This window comes from Hymenobacter sp. DG25B, from assembly GCF_000801315.1.
Lineage (GTDB): Bacteria > Bacteroidota > Bacteroidia > Cytophagales > Hymenobacteraceae > Hymenobacter.
This window is the reverse complement of sequence record NZ_CP010054.1, coordinates 1,533,554-1,551,662: the sequence shown is the minus strand read 5'-3', so window position 1 is coordinate 1,551,662 and position 18,109 is coordinate 1,533,554. Positions and strand designations below refer to the sequence as shown.

The 18,109-nt window shown below is 56.9% G+C and carries 13 protein-coding genes and 2 pseudogenes; 10 read left to right on the top strand and 5 right to left on the bottom strand.

Annotation, left to right across the window (positions count from 1 at the left end; translation table 11 throughout):
* The first annotated feature begins 359 nt into the window (after nt 1-359).
* The 4 genes and pseudogenes from PK28_RS06630 to PK28_RS06615 all read left to right on the top strand — a co-directional run bounded on the left by PK28_RS06630 (nt 360) and on the right by PK28_RS06615 (nt 4,568).
* Nucleotides 360-809 (top strand): hypothetical protein, encoded by a 450-nt coding sequence (locus tag PK28_RS06630; RefSeq protein WP_044512625.1) that lies wholly within the window; start codon nt 360-362, stop codon nt 807-809.
* A gap of 117 nt (nt 810-926) precedes the next feature.
* Nucleotides 927-1,241 (top strand): thioredoxin, encoded by a 315-nt coding sequence (gene trxA, locus PK28_RS06625; protein WP_044512622.1) that lies wholly within the window; start codon nt 927-929, stop codon nt 1,239-1,241.
* A 163-nt stretch (nt 1,242-1,404) separates the two neighbouring features.
* Nucleotides 1,405-3,684 (top strand): TonB-dependent receptor, encoded by a 2,280-nt coding sequence (locus PK28_RS06620; RefSeq protein WP_065814160.1) that lies wholly within the window; start codon nt 1,405-1,407, stop codon nt 3,682-3,684.
* 6 nt (nt 3,685-3,690) lie between these two features.
* A pseudogene (locus tag PK28_RS06615) lies at nt 3,691-4,568 on the top strand (DUF4249 domain-containing protein).
* Between the two features lie 53 nt (nt 4,569-4,621).
* Here PK28_RS06615 and PK28_RS06610 read toward each other — a convergent pair.
* The 3 genes from PK28_RS06610 to PK28_RS06600 all read right to left on the bottom strand — a co-directional run bounded on the left by PK28_RS06610 (nt 4,622) and on the right by PK28_RS06600 (nt 8,873).
* Nucleotides 4,622-5,461, bottom strand: coding sequence for a purine-nucleoside phosphorylase (locus tag PK28_RS06610; protein ID WP_231576230.1), 840 nt, complete (start codon nt 5,459-5,461; stop codon nt 4,622-4,624).
* Between the two features lie 120 nt (nt 5,462-5,581).
* Entirely contained in the window at nt 5,582-7,336 is a 1,755-nt protein-coding gene (sppA, locus tag PK28_RS06605) for a signal peptide peptidase SppA (RefSeq protein WP_044512615.1), read from the bottom strand.
* A gap of 289 nt (nt 7,337-7,625) precedes the next feature.
* Nucleotides 7,626-8,873, bottom strand: a complete 1,248-nt coding sequence (locus PK28_RS06600) for a replication-associated recombination protein A (RefSeq protein WP_044516468.1) — start codon at nt 8,871-8,873, stop codon at nt 7,626-7,628.
* Between the two features lie 254 nt (nt 8,874-9,127).
* Here PK28_RS06600 and PK28_RS06595 point away from each other — a divergent pair, with 254 nt between their 5' ends.
* The 3 genes from PK28_RS06595 (at nt 9,128) to PK28_RS20885 (ending at nt 11,985) form a co-directional block, all read left to right on the top strand.
* Nucleotides 9,128-10,072: a DMT family transporter gene (locus PK28_RS06595; protein WP_044512613.1), complete on the top strand. Its 945-nt coding sequence runs from the start codon at nt 9,128-9,130 to the stop codon at nt 10,070-10,072.
* A 366-nt stretch (nt 10,073-10,438) separates the two neighbouring features.
* Entirely contained in the window at nt 10,439-10,789 is a 351-nt protein-coding gene (locus PK28_RS21315) for a DUF4738 domain-containing protein (RefSeq protein WP_082016993.1), read from the top strand.
* A 257-nt stretch (nt 10,790-11,046) separates the two neighbouring features.
* On the top strand, nt 11,047-11,985 hold the full coding sequence (locus tag PK28_RS20885; RefSeq protein WP_044512608.1) for a DUF5996 family protein: 939 nt from the start codon (nt 11,047-11,049) through the stop codon (nt 11,983-11,985).
* 330 nt (nt 11,986-12,315) lie between these two features.
* Here PK28_RS20885 and lpdA read toward each other — a convergent pair.
* Nucleotides 12,316-13,708 (bottom strand): annotated as a pseudogene (lpdA, locus tag PK28_RS06580) (dihydrolipoyl dehydrogenase).
* Between the two features lie 244 nt (nt 13,709-13,952).
* Between lpdA and PK28_RS06575 the strand changes: the two are divergent.
* Nucleotides 13,953-14,633 carry a tetratricopeptide repeat protein gene (locus PK28_RS06575; RefSeq protein WP_044512606.1) on the top strand — a complete coding sequence of 227 codons (681 nt, stop codon included), beginning with the start codon at nt 13,953-13,955 and terminating at the stop codon, nt 14,631-14,633.
* A 203-nt stretch (nt 14,634-14,836) separates the two neighbouring features.
* On the opposite strand, the gene PK28_RS06570 is transcribed toward PK28_RS06575, so the two are convergent.
* Entirely contained in the window at nt 14,837-16,078 is a 1,242-nt protein-coding gene (locus tag PK28_RS06570; RefSeq protein WP_044512602.1) for an NAD(P)/FAD-dependent oxidoreductase, read from the bottom strand.
* Between the two features lie 148 nt (nt 16,079-16,226).
* On the opposite strand from PK28_RS06570, the gene PK28_RS06565 reads away from it, so the two are divergent.
* Nucleotides 16,227-16,967 (top strand): tetratricopeptide repeat protein, encoded by a 741-nt coding sequence (locus PK28_RS06565; RefSeq protein WP_044512600.1) that lies wholly within the window; start codon nt 16,227-16,229, stop codon nt 16,965-16,967.
* A gap of 311 nt (nt 16,968-17,278) precedes the next feature.
* Nucleotides 17,279-18,028 carry a 3-oxoacyl-[acyl-carrier-protein] reductase gene (fabG, locus tag PK28_RS06560; RefSeq protein WP_044516465.1) on the top strand — a complete coding sequence of 250 codons (750 nt, stop codon included), beginning with the start codon at nt 17,279-17,281 and terminating at the stop codon, nt 18,026-18,028.
* Nucleotides 18,029-18,109: the final 81 nt, after the last annotated feature.

Sequence of the window (18,109 nt, the reverse complement as noted above, 5' to 3'; positions counted from 1 at the left end):
AGAAATGTCGGTTGGCCGATGAGGCACCCTAGCTGTACGCTGTGCGGCCGGAAGTAGGACTTTTGTAGAAATCAGACAAAAACCGCCTGCGTGTCGCTTTGCCCGATTTCCGGTAGCCAACCCAGATTATCAGGCAAAAAAACGTCTTAAAGCAGATTATCAGGCTGATAGCAAATATTACAGATTTAGTAGCATGTCAAAAAAATTCCATTGAAATCATTGTGAATTACTGAGTTGGCTTTTTATATTTGGTTGGCCAGAGTATGTATTTGCTTCGCATTCTCATGCTTCAGCCAGCTTTTAATTGCTCTTCTGGCGTCCTGCCGCTTCCGCTTGTCACACTCTTATTTACTCGCACCATGCAAACTTCTACCCGCAACAATTCCTCATCCTTAACCCGTGTGCTGCGCGTAGCTGGCCTGCTGCTGCTGCTGCTGGCTTTCCGCGCCACCAGCGCCCAGGCACAAACCTGGATGGTATCCACGGACGCCTACATTAAGCTGGGTGTAATGGATAAATACGGCCAGCTGGGTACCTATACCGCCAAGTTTATCGTGACCAATGATAACGGCAAACAGTACATCCTGGTAAAAGACATTGAAAAGGGCCAGAATGGCGTGGACGTGATGTACCCCGCCGACCCTCTGAACGGCGACTACTTCAAGTCAGACAACAATGAGGCCGCCCGCACTACGCCCGGCCGCTATACCTGGGAGTGCCAGGTGGCCGGCAAAAAAGTAGTGGGGGGCCGCTTTCAATTCCCCGAAACCGGCAACGAAGTGACCGTAGTGGAAAAGAAGGGCAAGTAGCTTTTTCAGAATACCCGTATAAAGCGTCTGGAGCCAGAGAGTTCCGGACGCTTTTTTTGTGCCCGTGGCTCCCTGCCGAGCCAGTACCCAGTATTCGCCTTGTAAATAGTAGCCGCCATGCCTAAGAAATCATTCTCCGAACTCATCAATAGCCCCGGCATGCCGGTCCTAGTCGATTTTTATGCCGATTGGTGCGGCCCCTGCAAAACCATGGCGCCCATTCTGCAGCAGGTAGCGGCCCAGCACCAGGGCAAGCTGAAGGTGATAAAAGTGGATGTAGACCGCAACCAGGCGGCGGCCCAGCAGTTCCGGGTGCAGAGTATTCCCACCCTGATTCTGTTTCATAAAGGGCAGCCGGTGTGGCGGCAGGCGGGCGTGGTGCCGGCGCAGCAATTGGCGCAGGTGGTGCAGCCCTATATGCAGGCCGGCTAAATTTGAAAACATTCGGGCGCTGCCAGCATTTCACAGAGGACCACCCTGGGTAAAGCCTTTCGGCTACCTTTGCGGTGCTTTGTGATATACCGTGCTGCTGATGCCTGTTTCCGTGTTTCGATGTTTATGGGTGGCCTGTGGGATTTGGCTGCTTCCCTTTTTTGTGCTGGCCCAACAGCGCACCTACACGCTGCAAGGCAAGGTGCTCAGCAATGCTGAAACCCTGCCGGGCGCCTCCGTAGCTGTGCCGGCGCTAAACACCGGCGTTACGGCCGATGCTAACGGCAAGTATCTATTGGTGCTGCCGGCCGGCCGCCACGAGCTGGTGGTTTCCTTTATCGGCTATCAAACCCTGACGCGCACCGTGAACCTGCGGGCCGACCAGCAGCTGAATCTGCAGCTGGCCCTGGCCGGCAATGAGCTGGGCGAGGTGATAGTAGAGTCATCGGGTACGCTGGAGCAGAAGCTGCAAACCACCCAGATGAGCGTGGAGCGCCTCACGGCCAAGGAAGCCAAGCTGCTGCCGGCCCTGTTTGGCGAGGTGGATATCCTGAAAACGCTGCAGCTGAAACCCGGCGTGCAGAACGGCGGCGAAGGTACCTCCGGCCTGTTTGTGCGCGGCGGCTCCCCTGACCAGAACCTGGTTTTGCTGGATGATGCGGTGGTGTACAACCCCAATCACCTGTTCGGGCTGTTTTCGGTGTTTAATTCGGATGCCGTGCAAAGTGTGGACCTGTACAAAGGCGGCTTTCCAGCCCAGTACGGCGGTCGGCTTTCCTCCGTAGTGGATGTCAAGCTGCGCGAGGGCAACAACCAGAAGCCCAGCGTAACGGGCGGCCTGGGGCTGATTTCCTCCCGCCTGACGGTGGAAGCGCCCATTGTCAAGAACAAAGGCTCCTTTCTGCTCTCCGGCCGCCGCACTTACTTCGACATCTTCACCCGCCAGATCAACAAAGCCAACGCCGACGACCCCGACTTCAACCCTATTCCGGATTATTATTTCTACGATTTCAACGCCAAGGCCAACTACACCCTGGGCGAGAAGGATCGGGTGTATCTCACGGGCTACTACGGGCAGGATAAGTTTGGCTTCAACTCCACCAACGGCTTCAACTTCAATTTTAACTGGGGCAACGGGGTGGCTGCCACCCGCTGGAACCACGTGTTCAACAAGCGGCTGTATGCCAATACCACGGCCGCTTTCACGCACTACCAGTACAGCATTACCAACAAGCTGGACCAGTTCAGCTTCAACCTGGCCTCCACCATTCAGGACTACTCCCTGAAAACGGACTTTGAGTACACGCCCTCGGAGCGGCATACTATCCGGTTTGGGGCCATGGGCACGCAGCACCACTTTGGGGTGGGCCGCCTGAAAGCCGGCTCTACCGATGGGCGCCTGAATTTTGGGCAGGATGTAACCTACTCGGGGCAGGAAGGCGGGCTGTATGCCACGGATAATTTCCGGGCCTCGGACCGGTGGCAGCTGGAATATGGCCTGCGCCTGACAGGCTTCCGGAGCGGCACCGAAGCTTACGGCGGGCTGGAGCCGCGCCTATCGGCCCGCTATACCCTTTCGCCCAAGCTTGCCCTGAAAGGCAGCTACGCGCTGATGTACCAATACCTGCACCTGGTTACTAACTCCGGCGCCTCCCTGCCCACGGATATCTGGTACCCTTCGCGGCTCTCGGTGAAGCCCCAGCGCAGCCAGCAGGTTTCTACCGGGCTTAGCTTTCTGTTTGGCGGCGGCACTTATCTGCTGTCTGATGAAGTGTATTACAAATGGTCCCGCAATCAGGTGGACTTTCGGGACGGGGCCCAGCTGTTCGTGAACCCCGAGCTGGATGCGGAATTCCTGTTTGGGAAGGGCTTCGCCTACGGCAATGAGCTGTACCTGGAAAAGAAAACGGGCCGCACCACCGGCTGGATTGGCTACACGCTGGCCTGGACCAAGCGCCGCTTCCCGGCCCAGCGCGGCACCTCCGGCATCAACAATGGCGAGCTGTTTTACCCCACCTACGACCGGCGCCATAGCCTGACGGTGGTGGGCCTGCACCAGCTTTCCAAGCGCGTAAACCTAACGGGCGCCCTCACCTTCAGCTCCGGTAATCCTACCACGCTGCCCCTGGCACGCTTTGTTTTTCAGGATATCTACGGGGCCGATGCCGACCCGGTGCCCGTTTACCCGAACCGCAACGGCTACCGCCTGGCGCCCTACCACCGCCTCGATCTGGGCCTGGTCTGGAAGCTACTGCCCACGCGCTGGTTCCCGGAGTCGGACCTGACTTTCAGCGTATACAATGCCTACAACCGCCGCAACCCCTACTTCGTGTATTTCGACCAGGTGAAAAACGAGGATAAAAGCGAGGTAACCGGCTACCGGGCCCGGCAGGTTTCGCTGTTTCCGGTTATCCCTTCGGTAACGTACAATTTCAAGTTTTAACCGCTGATGCAAACGGATTCTGAACGGATGAAACGTACCCGGAACACCTCCGGCCAGCCCCGGGCCAGAAGCGGATTCTATCTGCTTTCCGGCCTGCTGGCCACGTTACTGGCGGGCTGCGGGCTGCAGAAAGATATTGATGTGGAGCTGCCGGCCTACCCTGCCCAGCTGGTGGTAGAGTTTTACCTCACCCCGGGGCAGGTGCCACAGCTCACCGTTACGGAAAGCACCGAGTACCTGGCCTCCCCCACCCCCGCCGTGCCCCGGGATGTGCGCGTGGTGCTTTCCGGCCCCGGCGGCCTCACCGATACCATTCCGTTTGCCCCCGCCTATGACTCTCTAATGCAAAAGGCCTTCACGCACCGCGGCACCCGGCCCGTCCAGGCCCGCCCCGGCGACACTTTTACGCTGGACGTAACCGATACTAAAGGGCGCCACGTAACCGGCACGGCCACCATGCCCGCGCTGGTTCCCATTGATACCGTAGAGTGGAAATTCAACGACAAGCCCGATGACCAGCGCCGTGCCTACGTGCTGGTCCGCTTTCACGACCCCGCCACCCCCGGCGACTATTACCGCTTTCAGGTGCATCGCAACCGGGTTTCCCGGGAACCGGAAGTAGATTATACCCCGAAGACCGCCTCAACAATGGCCAGGAATTCACCCTGGGCACCAGCTACGATTTCGAGCCGAATGATACGCTGGTGGTCAGCCTTTTCCACCTCGACCGGCCTTATTATCAGTTTCAGCAGTCGGTGCAGGATGCGCGCAGTGCGAACGGTAATCCGTTTGCGCAGCCTGCGGCTATAAAATCCACGGTGCAGGGCGGGCTGGGCGTGTTTACCGTGCTGAGCTACGAACGGCGCACTGTTATTGTGAAATAAAGAAGCCCGGTGCACAAAATGCAGCGGGCTTCTTTATGGCGCCACTATTAAAGTTACTGCCGCTCAATAACGGTCTTCAGCAGCGCCGTTAAACGCGGCTCCGCTACGGCGGCCACCCGCAGAATATCGGCCAGGGCTACGTGTTTCAGCTTGCCGGGTGAGCAGAGGTCGGTAATAACGGATACGGCCAGCACGGGCAGGCCCATGTGGCGGGCGGCTATAACTTCGGGCACGGTGCTCATGCCCACGGCATCGGCACCAATGGTGCGCAGATAACGGTATTCGGCGGGGGTTTCCAGCATGGGGCCGGGCAGGCTGGCGTACACGCCTCGCCGCACTTTATCGGCAAATCCTAATTCTTCGGCAGCAGCTTCCGCTTGTGCCAGCAGGCCCAGGTCGTAGGGCTCCATCATGTCGGGGAACCGTTCGCCCAGCTCGTCCAGGTTTTTGCCGATGAGCGGGTTTAGGGGCTGCAGGTTGATGTGGTCGTCAATCAGCATCAGGTCAGAATAGTCCATATCCGGGTGCAGGCCGCCGCTGGCGTTACTCACAAACAGCTTCTGAATGCCCAGTAGCTTCATCACGCGCACGGGCAGCACTACCTGGTCCATGGTGTAGCCTTCGTAGAAGTGAAAGCGACCCTGCATCACCAGCACCCGCCGCCCGGCCAGCGTGCCGGCCAGCAAATTGCCCGAGTGGCTTTCCACGGTAGAAACCGGAAAATGTGGGATGCCGGCGTAAGGCAGCTTATGGAGAACATCAATTTCGTGCACCAAAGCCCCCAGCCCGGTGCCGAGGATAATGCCGAATTCCGGTTGAAAGTCGCCAAGCTGCTGGCGGATATAGGCGGCGGCTTCGCGCAGGTGCTGCATAGCAGGAGTTGATGTGCTCATAAAAAAGTTGTCATCCTGAGCTTCGCGAAGGACCTTCTCTCGCTAGAACGAGTCGTTGTTACGCGAGTAGTTCAGCCGTGAGAAGGTCCTTCGCAAGCTCAGGATGACAAATAAGGGTGGCTATTGAATATTCAGCTCAAACGGCATGCGGGCCTGTACGCCGCTCATCTCGGAGAGCTTCTTATACTGCTCGTACACGGGGTACATGGGGCCCATTTCCTCGCGCACCAGGTGCAGGCGGATTTCCTCATTGAAGTTGCTGAACATGGATTCCATGAACGACTTCTGGCGGGGCAGCACCTGCACGCGGTAGTCGCCTTTAGAGAGGCCGGCGCGGCGGGCGGCAATCTGCATGGCATCTTCAAAAGAGCCCAGCACATCTACCAGGCCCCGCTGCTTGGCTTCCGTGCCCGACCATACCCGGCCGGAGGCGTACCGGCGCAGGCGCTCTACGGGCATATGGCGGCCCTGGGCGGCTTTGGTCGTGAAGTCGGCGTAGATGCGGTCCACCTCTTTCTGCAATTGCGCCTTCTCGTAAGCCGTGAGGGGCCGCGTGATGGTGGGCAAGTCGGAGAACTTGCCGGTGGTTACCCGGTCGGTGGTGATGCCGAGCTTATCGCGCAGCATGGGCTGAATGTTGGGCAGAATGCCGAACACGCCAATGCTGCCCGTAATGGTGTTGGGGTGCGCCACAATGGTGTCGCAGGCCATGGCAATGAAATAGCCGCCGGAAGCCGCAACGTCCGACATGGAGCACACAATAGGTTTCACTTTCTTGGTGAGCACCACCTCGCGGTAAATAATGTCTGACGCCAGCGAGGAGCCGCCGGGCGAGTTCACGCGCAGCACCACGGCCTTCACTTTATCATCGAGGCGGGCTTTGCGGATGGCTTCGGCGAAGCGCGTGCTGCCGATGCTGCTGTTGCCGCCCTTACCCGTCACAATGTCGCCCTCGGCATAAATCACGGCAATGCGGTTGCCGCTGCTTTTCTCCTCATCGTCGTTTTTAGCATAGTCGGACAGGGGCACCAAACTCAGCTTTTCCTTTTTATCCAGCTTCAGCTTGCCCTTCATGTAGTCAGAAGCCTCATCGTAGTAGCCCAGGTGGGTTACCAGGCCCAGGCGCTTGGCGTCTTCGGCATTGTGCACCAGCATGGAGTCGCTGATGACTTTGAGGCGCGCGGGCTCAATACCACGGGCGGCGGCCACGTGGCTGAGGGTGAAGTTGTTGATGGAGTTGAGGAAGGAGCTGGTTTGCAGGCGCGCCGAGTCCGACATGTTCTCGCGGAAAAACGGCTCTACGGCGCTTTTAAACGAGCCTACCCGAAAAATATAGGGCTCGATACCGGCCTTCTCAAACAGGTTTTTGTAGTAGAACGTCTCCGAGCTCAGGCCATTGAATTCCAGCGTGCCCTGCGGGTTAAGGTAAATCCGGTTGGCTACGGAAGCCAGATAGTAGCTTTTCTCGGAAGCCATATCATTATAAGCCACCACAAACTTGCCCGATTTCTTGAAATCGAGCAGGGCGTCGCGGATTTCCTCCAGCGAGGCCATACCGGCCTGCACCAGCTCCACATTCAGGAAAATGCCCTTAATGTCGTCGTCCGTTTTGGCCCGCCGGATGCTGGCCTTAATTTCATCCAGCCCAATGTTATCGGCCCGGTTGGTGAGCATAGAAGCAAACGAATCCTTGCTTTCCCGTTCGGCTACGGGCTTGTCCAGCTTAATTTCCAGAACGGAGTTGCTGGCCACCTCCACGTCTTCGCCCGCGGAGGCTACTCCTGCAATCAGCCCTATCAGCAGCACAAAACCTACTAAGGCAAACAGTAGCAGCCCCACAAACGAAGCCAGCACGTATTTCAAGAATTGTCTCATTGGGTAAAGAAAAAAGGATATCCGCTACCTAACAAAGGTAACGGGCTTTCGGCATTGTTAGAGAGTGGGTTTTTGACAGTTGGTTGCGTGGTTCCATGTCCTTGCGAGGAGGCACGACGAAGCAATCCGTCCTCTCCGCAGCCAGACACGCCCTTTTACCAGAAAGCCCTTTCCCGTCAGCAACGGAAAAGGGCTTTTCACAGCTCGAGCGTTTCTACATTTCAGAGGACGGATTGCTTCGTCGTGGTCTCATCGCAATGACACTTTCTCGCCTCCTCTTCTCACTTCCTTAATACCCGTACTTCTCGCCCCAAAGCTGGCGCATTCGCTCCCGTATTTTGTCTTCGGCGGAGTTCTGACCAGGCTGATAAAATACTGTGCCACTGAGCTTTTCGGGCATAAATTCCTGATAGGCAAAGTTGCCGGGGTAGTCGTGGGAGTATTGGTACTCCGTACCGTAGCCGAGCTGCTTCATGAGCTTGGTGGGCGCGTTGCGCAGCGGAATGGGCACCGGCTCTACGCCTTGCTGCCGCACCAGCGCCCGCGCCTCCCGAATGGCTTTATAGCTGGCGTTGCTCTTAGGCGAAGTGGCCAGGTACACCACGCATTGCCCCAGAATAATATCTGACTCCGGCATGCCGATGACCGTAACGGCCTGAAAGCAGCTTTGGGCCAGCAGCAGGGCGTTCGGGTTGGCGTTACCCACGTCCTCGGAAGCCAGAATGAGCAGGCGGCGGGCAATAAACTTCACATCCTCGCCGCCTTCCAGCATCACGGCCAGGTAGTAGAGCGCCGCGTTGGGGTCGGAGCCGCGGATGCTTTTAATGAAGGCCGAAATGACGTCGTAGTGCATCTCGCCGCCTTTATCGTAGCGCGCCAGGTGCTGCTGGGCCAGCTGCTGCACGCCTTCATCGGTGATGATGATTTCGCCGGTTTTGGGGTCCGGGCGGCTGGCTTCCACCACAATATCCAGCAGGTTGAGCAGCTTGCGCGCATCACCTCCCGATATGGTGAGCAGGGCGTTGTACTCCTGCACCCGCACTTTTTTCTGCTTCAGAATCTCGTCTTCAGCCAGAGCCTTGTCAACTAAGCCGGTCAGAATTTCCTTGTCCAGCGGCTCCAGCACGTACACCTGTGCCCGACTGAGCACGGCCGGAATTACTTCAAACGAGGGGTTTTCGGTGGTGGCGCCAATCAGCGTAACAATGCCCTGCTCCACGGCGCCCAGCAGCGCATCCTGCTGGCTTTTGCTGAAGCGGTGAATCTCATCAATAAACAGCACCGTGCCACGCTGCTTTTTGGCCCGCTCAATTACCTCTCGCACGTCTTTCACGCCGGCATTCACGGCGCTGAGCGAGGCGAAGGGCTGCCCCAACTCCTGGGCAAGCAAATTGGCCAGCGTGGTTTTGCCTACGCCGGGCGGCCCCCACAGAATCAGGGAAGGCAGGCGGCCCGCATTTAAATACCGCCGCAGCACGCCCTCCGGCCCTACCAAATGCTGCTGCCCGGCATATTCCTCCAGGGTACGCGGGCGCATGCGCTCCGCCAGCGGCGCCCCGGGGCGTGGGGTGTACGGTTGTGGTACGGGAGAATCAGTATCGAAAAGGGAGCCGGTAGCCATGCGAAAGAATTGAGTCAGGAAAGGTACGGAAGGAAGTAGCGCGAAGCTCCGGCTTCGCGCACGAGCAACGCGAGTAGCAGGCGTGTGCATACGTTAGCACTCGCTCCGCTCGTACGCGAAGCCGGAGCTTCGCGCTACATTCCTTCTACATCAGCTTATCTTCGCCGGGCATGAAAAACTCTTTCCGCGTGCACGCCGCGCTGCTGTTTGTTACGTTGATATACGCTGCGGCGTACAGTCTTTCCAAAGACATTATGCCGCGCTATGCCGGGCCGTTTGGTGTGGTAGCGCTGCGCATTGCGGGCGCAGCGCTGTTCTTTGGCGTGTTGAGTCGCCTGGTGACGCAGGACCGCATCCGGGGCCGCGCCGATACTGTGCGCTCTATTTTGTGCGGCATCATCGGCATTGGGCTGAACCAGCTGCTGTTTTTCGCGGGCCTCAATCTTACCTCGCCTATCAATGCCTCGCTTATTCAGACGGTGGCGCCCATTGTGGTGGTGCTGGCTTCGGCGGTGCTGCTGGGCGAGAAAATTACGCCCACACGGACGCTGGGCATTTTGCTGGCGGCCGTGGGTGCCGCGCTTATTATTCTGGGGCGGGGCCACGGCGCGGCCACCGTGCCGGGGCAGGATGGCACGCTGGGCAACGTATTTATTCTGCTCAATGCCACGGCCTTTGGTATTTACCTGGTTATTGTGACGCCGCTGATGCGGAAATACCACCCGTTTACGGTGCTGTCGCGCATTTTTCTGGTGGGCGCGGTGGTGGCGGTGCCAGTGGGCTGGCAGCAGGTAACCGCTATTGAATACGCCCGCTTGCCGCTGTTTATCTGGGCTGAGCTGGTGTACATGGTGGTGTTTCTCACCATTCTGGCCTACCTACTCAACAATTGGGCGCTGAAATATGCCTCCCCTGCCCTGCTGGGCGTGTACGTGTATCTGCAGCCGGTACTGGCCGCTGTCATTGCCATTTTACTGGGCAAGGATGTATTTACCTGGGGTAAATTCCTACAGGCGCTGCTGATTTTTGCGGGCGTGTGGCTGGTGAGCCGCCGGCCGAAAGAGGTGCTGCCGGAGGGTGTGGAACCGGTGCCACTGGAGCCGGTGCAGGATTGAAATGGAGTAACTACCTTGGGGCTTCCGGTTTCGGGAAGCATTCAAATAATAGTATGCTTCCCGAAAGTTAGCTTCGTACAGAACGTCGGTTCCCGAAACTCTGAGGCCAGAATACTTTCGTAAACACAGATGTTATGGGCAACTTTAAAGGGACGACACATAATGAAGAATAGCATAATAATTTCGACTTTAACGCTTTTGCTTTTTGCTTGTAATGCAAAGACAGAAAAGAAATCGACAGTAGTTGAAACAACCGACAGTACAACAGTTACTTCGACAAATATCAAATCAGAAAGATTTTTCCCATAGAATAAAGAAACTGTAAAATTCGACACCCTATTAGCCGACAAACAATTACAAGTTACAATCATAAAGACAGACCTAGACAGCTATGTTACAAATGAATACGATGACAATGGAAAAAAGCAAATTGACAAATATAGAGACGCTGAAATAACATTGACAATCAAACAAAAGTCACAAACACTTTTGGACACTGTATTTAGAAAAAAGCAGTTTTCACAATATGCTGACAATGATTTTATGGACATCGCAATTTTTCACAACTATTGGTTTAACAAGGTAGACAAAGACAAAATAGAACTCTTTGGAGTTATTAGCAAACCTGAAACAGACTATACACTTGCCTTTTATCACTACTTCGACTTGACAAATAGAAAACTAAATTTTGTTGAACATACTGACGATGAAGAATAAAAAAGCAGCCCATAACAGGCGTTTGGCAAAAAAGCGGGTTCAGTGCTTAAATGAAGCTTTGTACTTCGTATCAAGTTCAGTGCTGGCAGATAGTTCAGTGCTTCGAAATCCGCTTCTTCGCCAAGCGCCAAAACGTTAGCAAAATCAGTTTATTGCTTTCTGATTACTCGCATAGGCTAAGCCACTAGTAAACCCGGCATACTCCGTAACTTATCCGGCGAAGGCCCCGGCTGATATTCCCCGGACTTCTGCCGCTTATGCCAACCCCGCTAACTACCGCTGAGCGCTGGCCCGCCCTGCCCGCCGCCGACTGGGAACCAACGCGCCGCGCCCTGCACATGTACCTGCAGATTGTGGGCAAAACCCGCCTCACGCTTAGTCCCCTGGTTAACCACTGGTGGCAGGTGCCGTTTTACGTTACGCCGCGCGGCCTCACCACCTCCGCCATGCCCTACGCCGGGGGCAGCCTGGAAGCCCTGTTCGATTTCCACGACCACGAGCTGCGCCTGTTCACCTGCAACGGCGACACCCGTACCCTTCGCCTGCCCGAAATGAAATCGGTGGCCGATTTTTACGAGCAGTACCAGAAAGCCCTGACCGAACTGGGCGTGCAGGTCCACCTCTGGATTATGCCCGTAGAAGTGGCCGAGCTAAACACGCCCTTTGATGAGCAGACCGAGTCCGTAGCGTACGATGCTGATGCCGTGCACCGCTGCTGGCGCATTCTGCTGGAATCGGCCAGGGTGCTGGGCGAGTTCCGCGGCCGGTTTATTGGCAAAAGCAGCCCGGTGCATTTCTTCTGGGGCAGCTTTGATCTGGCCGTGTCGCGCTTTTCCGGCCGGCCGGCGCCACCGCACCCCGGCGGGGCGCCCCACCTGGGCCAATGGGTGATGCAGGAGGCCTACTCGCACGAGGTGAGCAGCGCCGGCTGGTGGCCCGGCGGCGCGGGCTACGAGGCATCCTACTACAGCTACGTGTACCCCCAGCCCAGCGACTTTGCCCAGGCCAAAGTCCCCGCCCCCGCCTACTACGACAAGGACCTCGGTGAATTTATCCTGCCCTACGAAGCCGTACGCACCGCACCTAACCCCGAGAAACTACTACTGGAGTTCCTGGAAAGCACGTACGCCGCCGCCGCCTCACTGGGCCACTGGGACCGGGTAGCGCTGGAACGGGAAGCAACTGTAACGACATAAATATCAGCCGCCAGGTGTCGCAAAGGTGAAGGTGCAAACAGATATCTGCTGAGCATAAACTAGTCATGGCGAGCTGGTCAAGTCATCTCGCGTGCTGATGTTGCCAGAGTAATATAAAGCCCCTCCCTTCATGGATAGGGGATGAGGTTTAATGAAGCGGCAGAGATGCTTCGGCTACGCTCAGCATGACGTTCCTTTTCCAACAACGTCAGCACGCGAGATGTCTCGACTTCGCTCGACATGACGTTCTTTTCAGCTCACTTAAATTTCATTAAAAAAGCCCCTGCCATTGCTGGCAGGGGCTTTTTGCATCAGTCGAAGCTGAATTAATTAAATGTGAATCACCTCGCCATAGGCGGCGGCGGCGGCTTCCATAATGGCTTCCGACATGGTGGGGTGCGGGTGTACGGCTTTGATGATTTCGTGGCCCGTGGTTTCCAGCTTACGGGCTACCACTACCTCGGCAATCAATTCCGTAACGTTGGCGCCAATCATGTGCGCGCCCAGCCACTCGCCGTATTTCTTGTCGAAAATCACCTTTACGAAGCCGTCTTTGGCACCAGCGGCCGAGGCCTTGCCCGAGGCGGTGAAGGGGAATTTACCCACCAGAATATCGTAGCCCTGGTTTTTGGCTTCGGCTTCGGTGAGACCTACCGAGGCAATTTCCGGCGAGGCGTAGGTGCAGCCGGGAATGTTCTGGTAGTTGAGCGGCTCGGGGTGATGGCCGGTAATAGCCTCTACGCAGATAATGCCTTCGGCTGAGGCTACGTGTGCCAGCGCGGGGCCGGGCACAATATCACCGATGGCGTAGATGCCGGGCACGTTCGTCTGGTAGAAGTCGTCTACCACCAGGCGGCCTTTCTCTACTTTGATGCCCAGCTCTTCCAGGCCAATGTTCTCGAGGTTGGTTACCACGCCGGCGGCGCTCAGCACCACGTCGCAGGCAACTTGCTGCTCACCCTTGGCCGTTTTGATGGTTACGTTGCAGCCTTCGCCGCTGGTGTCCACCTTGGTTACCTCGGCCGAGGTCATGACATTCACGCCTATCTTGCGGAACGACTTCTCCATCTGCCGCGACACTTCCTCGTCTTCCACGGGCACAATGCGGGGCAGGTACTCCACCACCGTCACCTCGGAACCCATGGTGCGGTAGAAATACGCAAACTCTACCCCAATGGCGCCGGAGCCCACTACCAGCAGGCGCTTGGGCAGCTCGGGCAGCACCATGGCCTGGCGGTAGCCAATGATTTTTTTACCATCGATGGGCAGCGCGGGCAGCTCGCGGGAGCGGGCGCCGGTGGCCAGAATGATGTGCTTGGCCTCCACCGTCTGCTTGGTGCCGTCGGCGGCAGTTACTTCTACTTTGCCGGGGGCCAGCAGCTTGCCGGTGCCCATCACGGTTTCAATCTTATTCTTGCGGAACAGGAAGTTGATGCCCTTGCTCATGCCCTCGGCTACGCCACGGCTGCGCTTAATTACGGCACCAAAGTCGTAGCCCACCCCCTCGGCGGTCAGGCCATAGTCGGCGGCGTGGTTGAGGTATTCAAACACTTGGGCGCTTTTCAGCAGCGCTTTGGTAGGAATACAGCCCCAGTTGAGGCAAACCCCCGAGCGACTCACGCTCTACCACGCCTACTTTCAGCCCCAGCTGCGATGCCCGGATGGCGGCTACGTAGCCGCCCGGGCCGCTGCCAATCACGACCAGGTCGAATTGCAATGCCATATCTTGGAATAAGTGCTTGGAGGGAAGACCATTCTTCCCGTATTTTTGAAAAACCTTGCCTTCACTTTTCCGCAGCAGGTTGATGCCACGTTGTTTGTTTTCGCAAAGCGGGAGTAAAGATAGACACGGAAATCAATCAGTTCCGAATGAGGCGAAAGGCAAATAGCTGGCCCGGATATTGTCTATCCTTTTTCACCCGCGTTCCGCCCCCACCTTTTTCAACAATCTAATTTTTATAAGTCTCATGAAACACTGCTTCTCTTTGCTGGCAGCCGGTATTTTAACTGTTTCCCTGGCCTACACAGCCTCGGCGCAAACAGCGGTTCCGGCAGCCCCTGCTACCACTTCACCCGCGCAGGAGCAGACTGCGGCCGCGCCTGTTAAAGTGGAGGCGGCCGTATTGCCTCCCAAGAAAATGACCGCCGCTGATTATAAGCTGCAGGTACAGACCTCTGACAAAGTGCTGGCCGGCAATCCAAAAAATGAAGAGGCTCTGCTGGCGCGTGCCAAAGCGCATCTGCAGCTGAAGGACTACCCGGACGCCATTAAGGACTACAATGCGGCCATTAAGCTGAACCCCACCAACACGGATGCCTACTACAACCGGGGCCTGGCCCACCTGAAGAATGAGGAGATAACGCCCGCCATTGGCGACCTGAGCAAGGTAATTCGACTGCGCCCCGATGATAAAGAGGCGTTTTTTGCCCGTGGAGTAGCCAAGATGCAGATGAGCAACAACAAATCGGCGCTGGGCGACTTTGCCAAAGTGATTACCCTGGATCCTAACTACGCCGATGCGTATGAGTACCGCGGTATTTGCTATGCCTCCATCAACAAGCCCAAAGAAGCCCAGAAAGATCTGGAAAAAGCAGTACAGCTGAACCCGGCAGCCGCCAAAAGCCTGCGCAAATACGGCAAGAAGTAATTCAGCCGACGAGTGTCTTTGCGAGCGAAGCGAAGCAATCCGTCCTCTGAAATGTAGAAACCCCTGAAATGTGTAAAGCCCTTGACGTACCTCACGTCAAGGGCTTTCTGGTGAAAGAGAGTTTCCTACTTCGCAGGGGACGGATTGCTTCGTCCTTCGTCCTTGCAAGGACACAGGGTGCCTTGCAAGGACACGCTTACTCTTTACCGGCCAAACAGCAGCTTCATATAGAAGCCAGGCTGGCGCAGACGCTCCCGCAGGTCGATATCCATGAACATGCTGGACAGAGTTTCGGCCAGGGTAGGATTATTGGCAGCGCGGTTGGCCACAAAGTTGAACAGGCTGGGGAATTGCAGCAGGCGCTGCATGGTGCGGCTCAGGCGCAGCTCCTGCCACAGGCGGCGGTACACGGCCGCATCGTACTGCTTCAGAAACTCGGCGGAGGTATTCCCGGCCACTAAGGCTTTGGTGGCCCAGTCGGCGGCGTGGCGGCCGCTCACCATGGCGTGACTGATACCTTCGCCGCTGAAAGGGTCGATAAGGGAGCCCGCGTCGCCGAGCAGTAGGTAGCCCGCACCGGACAAGGAGCGGCGCTTGGAGCCCAGCGGCAGGCCAAAGCCGCGCACCGGCCCCAGGCGCTCGGCAGTGGCAAACCGTTCTTTTAGCACGGGGTGGGTGGCCAGCATGTCGGCCAGCCGCTCGCGCAGGTTTACTTTTTTCTTCGATACGGCGCTGGTGAGCATGCCCACGCCCACGTTTGCCTCGCCGTTCGGCAGCGGAAATACCCAGAGGTAGCCGGGCAGAAAATCCTTGATGAAGTGCAGCTCAATGAAATTATCGGGGTGCAGGCCCTGCACGCCGCGGTAGTAGGCGCGCAGACCGGCACAGTGGTGGTTGGGCTCCAGCTGGTGGCCGCCAATCTGGCGCGCAAACGCTGACTGGGCGCCGTTGGCGACGAGCAGCAATTTCGTTAAGGCTATAGGTGTGCCATCGGTAGCTTTCAGCAGCCAGCGGCCATCGGGCTGCTGTTCGTGCTGGGCTACATCTACACCTTCGCGCAGGTTAATTTCGGGGCGGCGGCGCACTTCTTCAATTAGAAAATTATCGAAATCGAGGCGCTTGGCAATGTGGCCGGCGGCCTGGTCGGTACGGGAGTTATAGCGGGGCCGGAAGGGCACGGCCAGGCGGCGGCCGTTGGGCGCGTAGAAATCGATGCCCCAGCTGGGCAGCTGTATGGGAGCAGCTTCCAGGCGGGCGGGCAAGTCCAGGCCCAGGCGGCGCAGCTCCGATAATACTTTGCCGCTGAGGGCATCGCCGCACACTTTGTCGCGGGGGAAGGTAGCACGGTCCAGCAGCAGGCAACGCTGCCCGGCATTGGCCAGGTGAATGGCGGCCGAGGCGCCACCCGGCCCGGCGCCCAGAATACAGATATCGGTTTCGAGCATGAAATAGGCTTACCGGGCGAAGGTAAGGACTTAGGAGCGCACCGTATGCGTGTAAAGTTGGCAGAAAATCGACCGGAAAGCGGTGCCTTCCGTAAGGAAAAGCGTTACGCTTTCTTCCATCATTTGCTTCATCCGCAATATTTTACCCATGAAAAAAGTATTACTACGTTATTGCCTGGGGGCTTCGCTGCTGGGTTTTATTACCCAATGTGCCACCGCGCCCAAGGAAAATGAGTCGCCGGGGGCAGTGGCTTCCTCCCCTGCTTCTTCCACTACGTCCGTAACTGCTCCTTCTACGGATTCTTCTGCGCAGGACGCCGTGCTGGGTGCTGTTACTACACCGGCCCCGGCTACGCCAGCGGCACCGGTAGCCAAAAAGCTGACTAATGCCGATTACAAAGCCCAGGTGAAGGCGGCAGACGCATCCCTGAAAACCAATCCGCGCAATGCCGATGCGCTGATGGAGCGGGCCAAAGCCCGGATTGAGCTCAAGGATTACAAAACGGCCATTCTGGATTACAACTCGGCGTTGCGCCTGAAGCCCACCAACGCCGAAGCGTACTACAACCGGGGTCTGGCCCGCCTGAAAACGGAAGCCTACACGCCCGCCATCAGCGACTTTACCAAGGCCCTGAAATATCGGCCCGACGATAAAGAAGCCCTTTTTGGGCGGGGCGTGGCCAAAATGCAGACCCAGAATTTCCGCAGTGCTATTCCGGATTTCACCAAGGCCATTGCCCTGGACTCTGCTTACGCCGATGCCTTTGAATACCGTGGCATTTCCTATGCCTCCATTAACAAACCCAAAGAAGCCAAGAAAGACCTGCAGCGCGCCGCCGCCTTAAACCCGGCCGCCGCTAAGAGCCTGCGCAAGTATGTGAAGGATTAGAGCGCTAAACGCGGCCTATTATACCGAGCGGTGCATTCAGAACGATATGCACGTGTATATTAGAATTAAAAGACTAGTTCCCCTCCTCAACTGAGGAGGGGTTAGGGGTGGTTGACCACTTGTTGAACGACCAACTAGTTCTAATTATCTAACTCTAGTTCTTCAACCACCCCTAGCCCCTCCTCAGCTGAGGAGGGGAACTAGCTTCTAGCTCTAGCTTAACCATTCTTAGTTTTTCCCGATTGCAGAAAATTGGGGCCGATACCTGCTCAGGCTTGCCGGGTTTTGCGGCTTCGCCTACCTTCGTCCCCATGACAAAACTGCTCGACGGAAAAGTAGCCCTCATTACGGGTGCATCTAAAGGTATTGGCCGCGCCATTGCGGTGCATTTTGCCCAGCTGGGCGCTCAGGTAGCTTTCACGTACCTCTCCAGCGTGGAGAAGGGCCAGCAGCTGGAGCAGGAGCTCGGCGCGTACGGCACCAAAGTGAAAGGCTTCCGCTCCGACGCCTCCGATTACGCCCAAGCCGAAAAGCTGGTGGAAGATGTGGTAGCGGAGTTTGGCAAGCTGGATATTCTGGTGAACAACGCCGGTATTACGCAGGATGGCCTGCTGATGCGCATGAGCGAGCAGCAGTGGGACCAGGTGCTGGCCGTGAACCTGAAGTCCGTATTCAACCTGACTAAGGCCGCTACCAAGCCCATGATGCGTGCCAAAGCCGGCTCCATCATCAATATGACCTCCGTAGTGGGCATTAAAGGCAACGCCGGCCAGAGCAACTACGCCGCTTCGAAAGCGGGCATCATTGGCTTCACCAAATCGGTGGCCCTGGAGCTGGGCTCACGCAACATCCGCTGCAACGCCATTGCGCCCGGTTTCATTGAAACCGAAATGACCGATGCCCTGGACCCCAAGCAGGTGGATGAATGGCGCAAGGCTATTCCGCTGAAGCGCGGCGGCTCGCCTGAGGATGTGGCCAAAGCCACGGCTTTCCTGGCCTCAGACAACTCTTCCTACATTACCGGACAGGTGCTGCAGGTAGATGGCGGCATGCTGACGTAAGGATATCAAATTAGCTAGAAAAGCTAGTTCCCCTCCTCAGCTGAGGAGGGGAACTAGCTTTTCTAGCTAATAACTTTTATT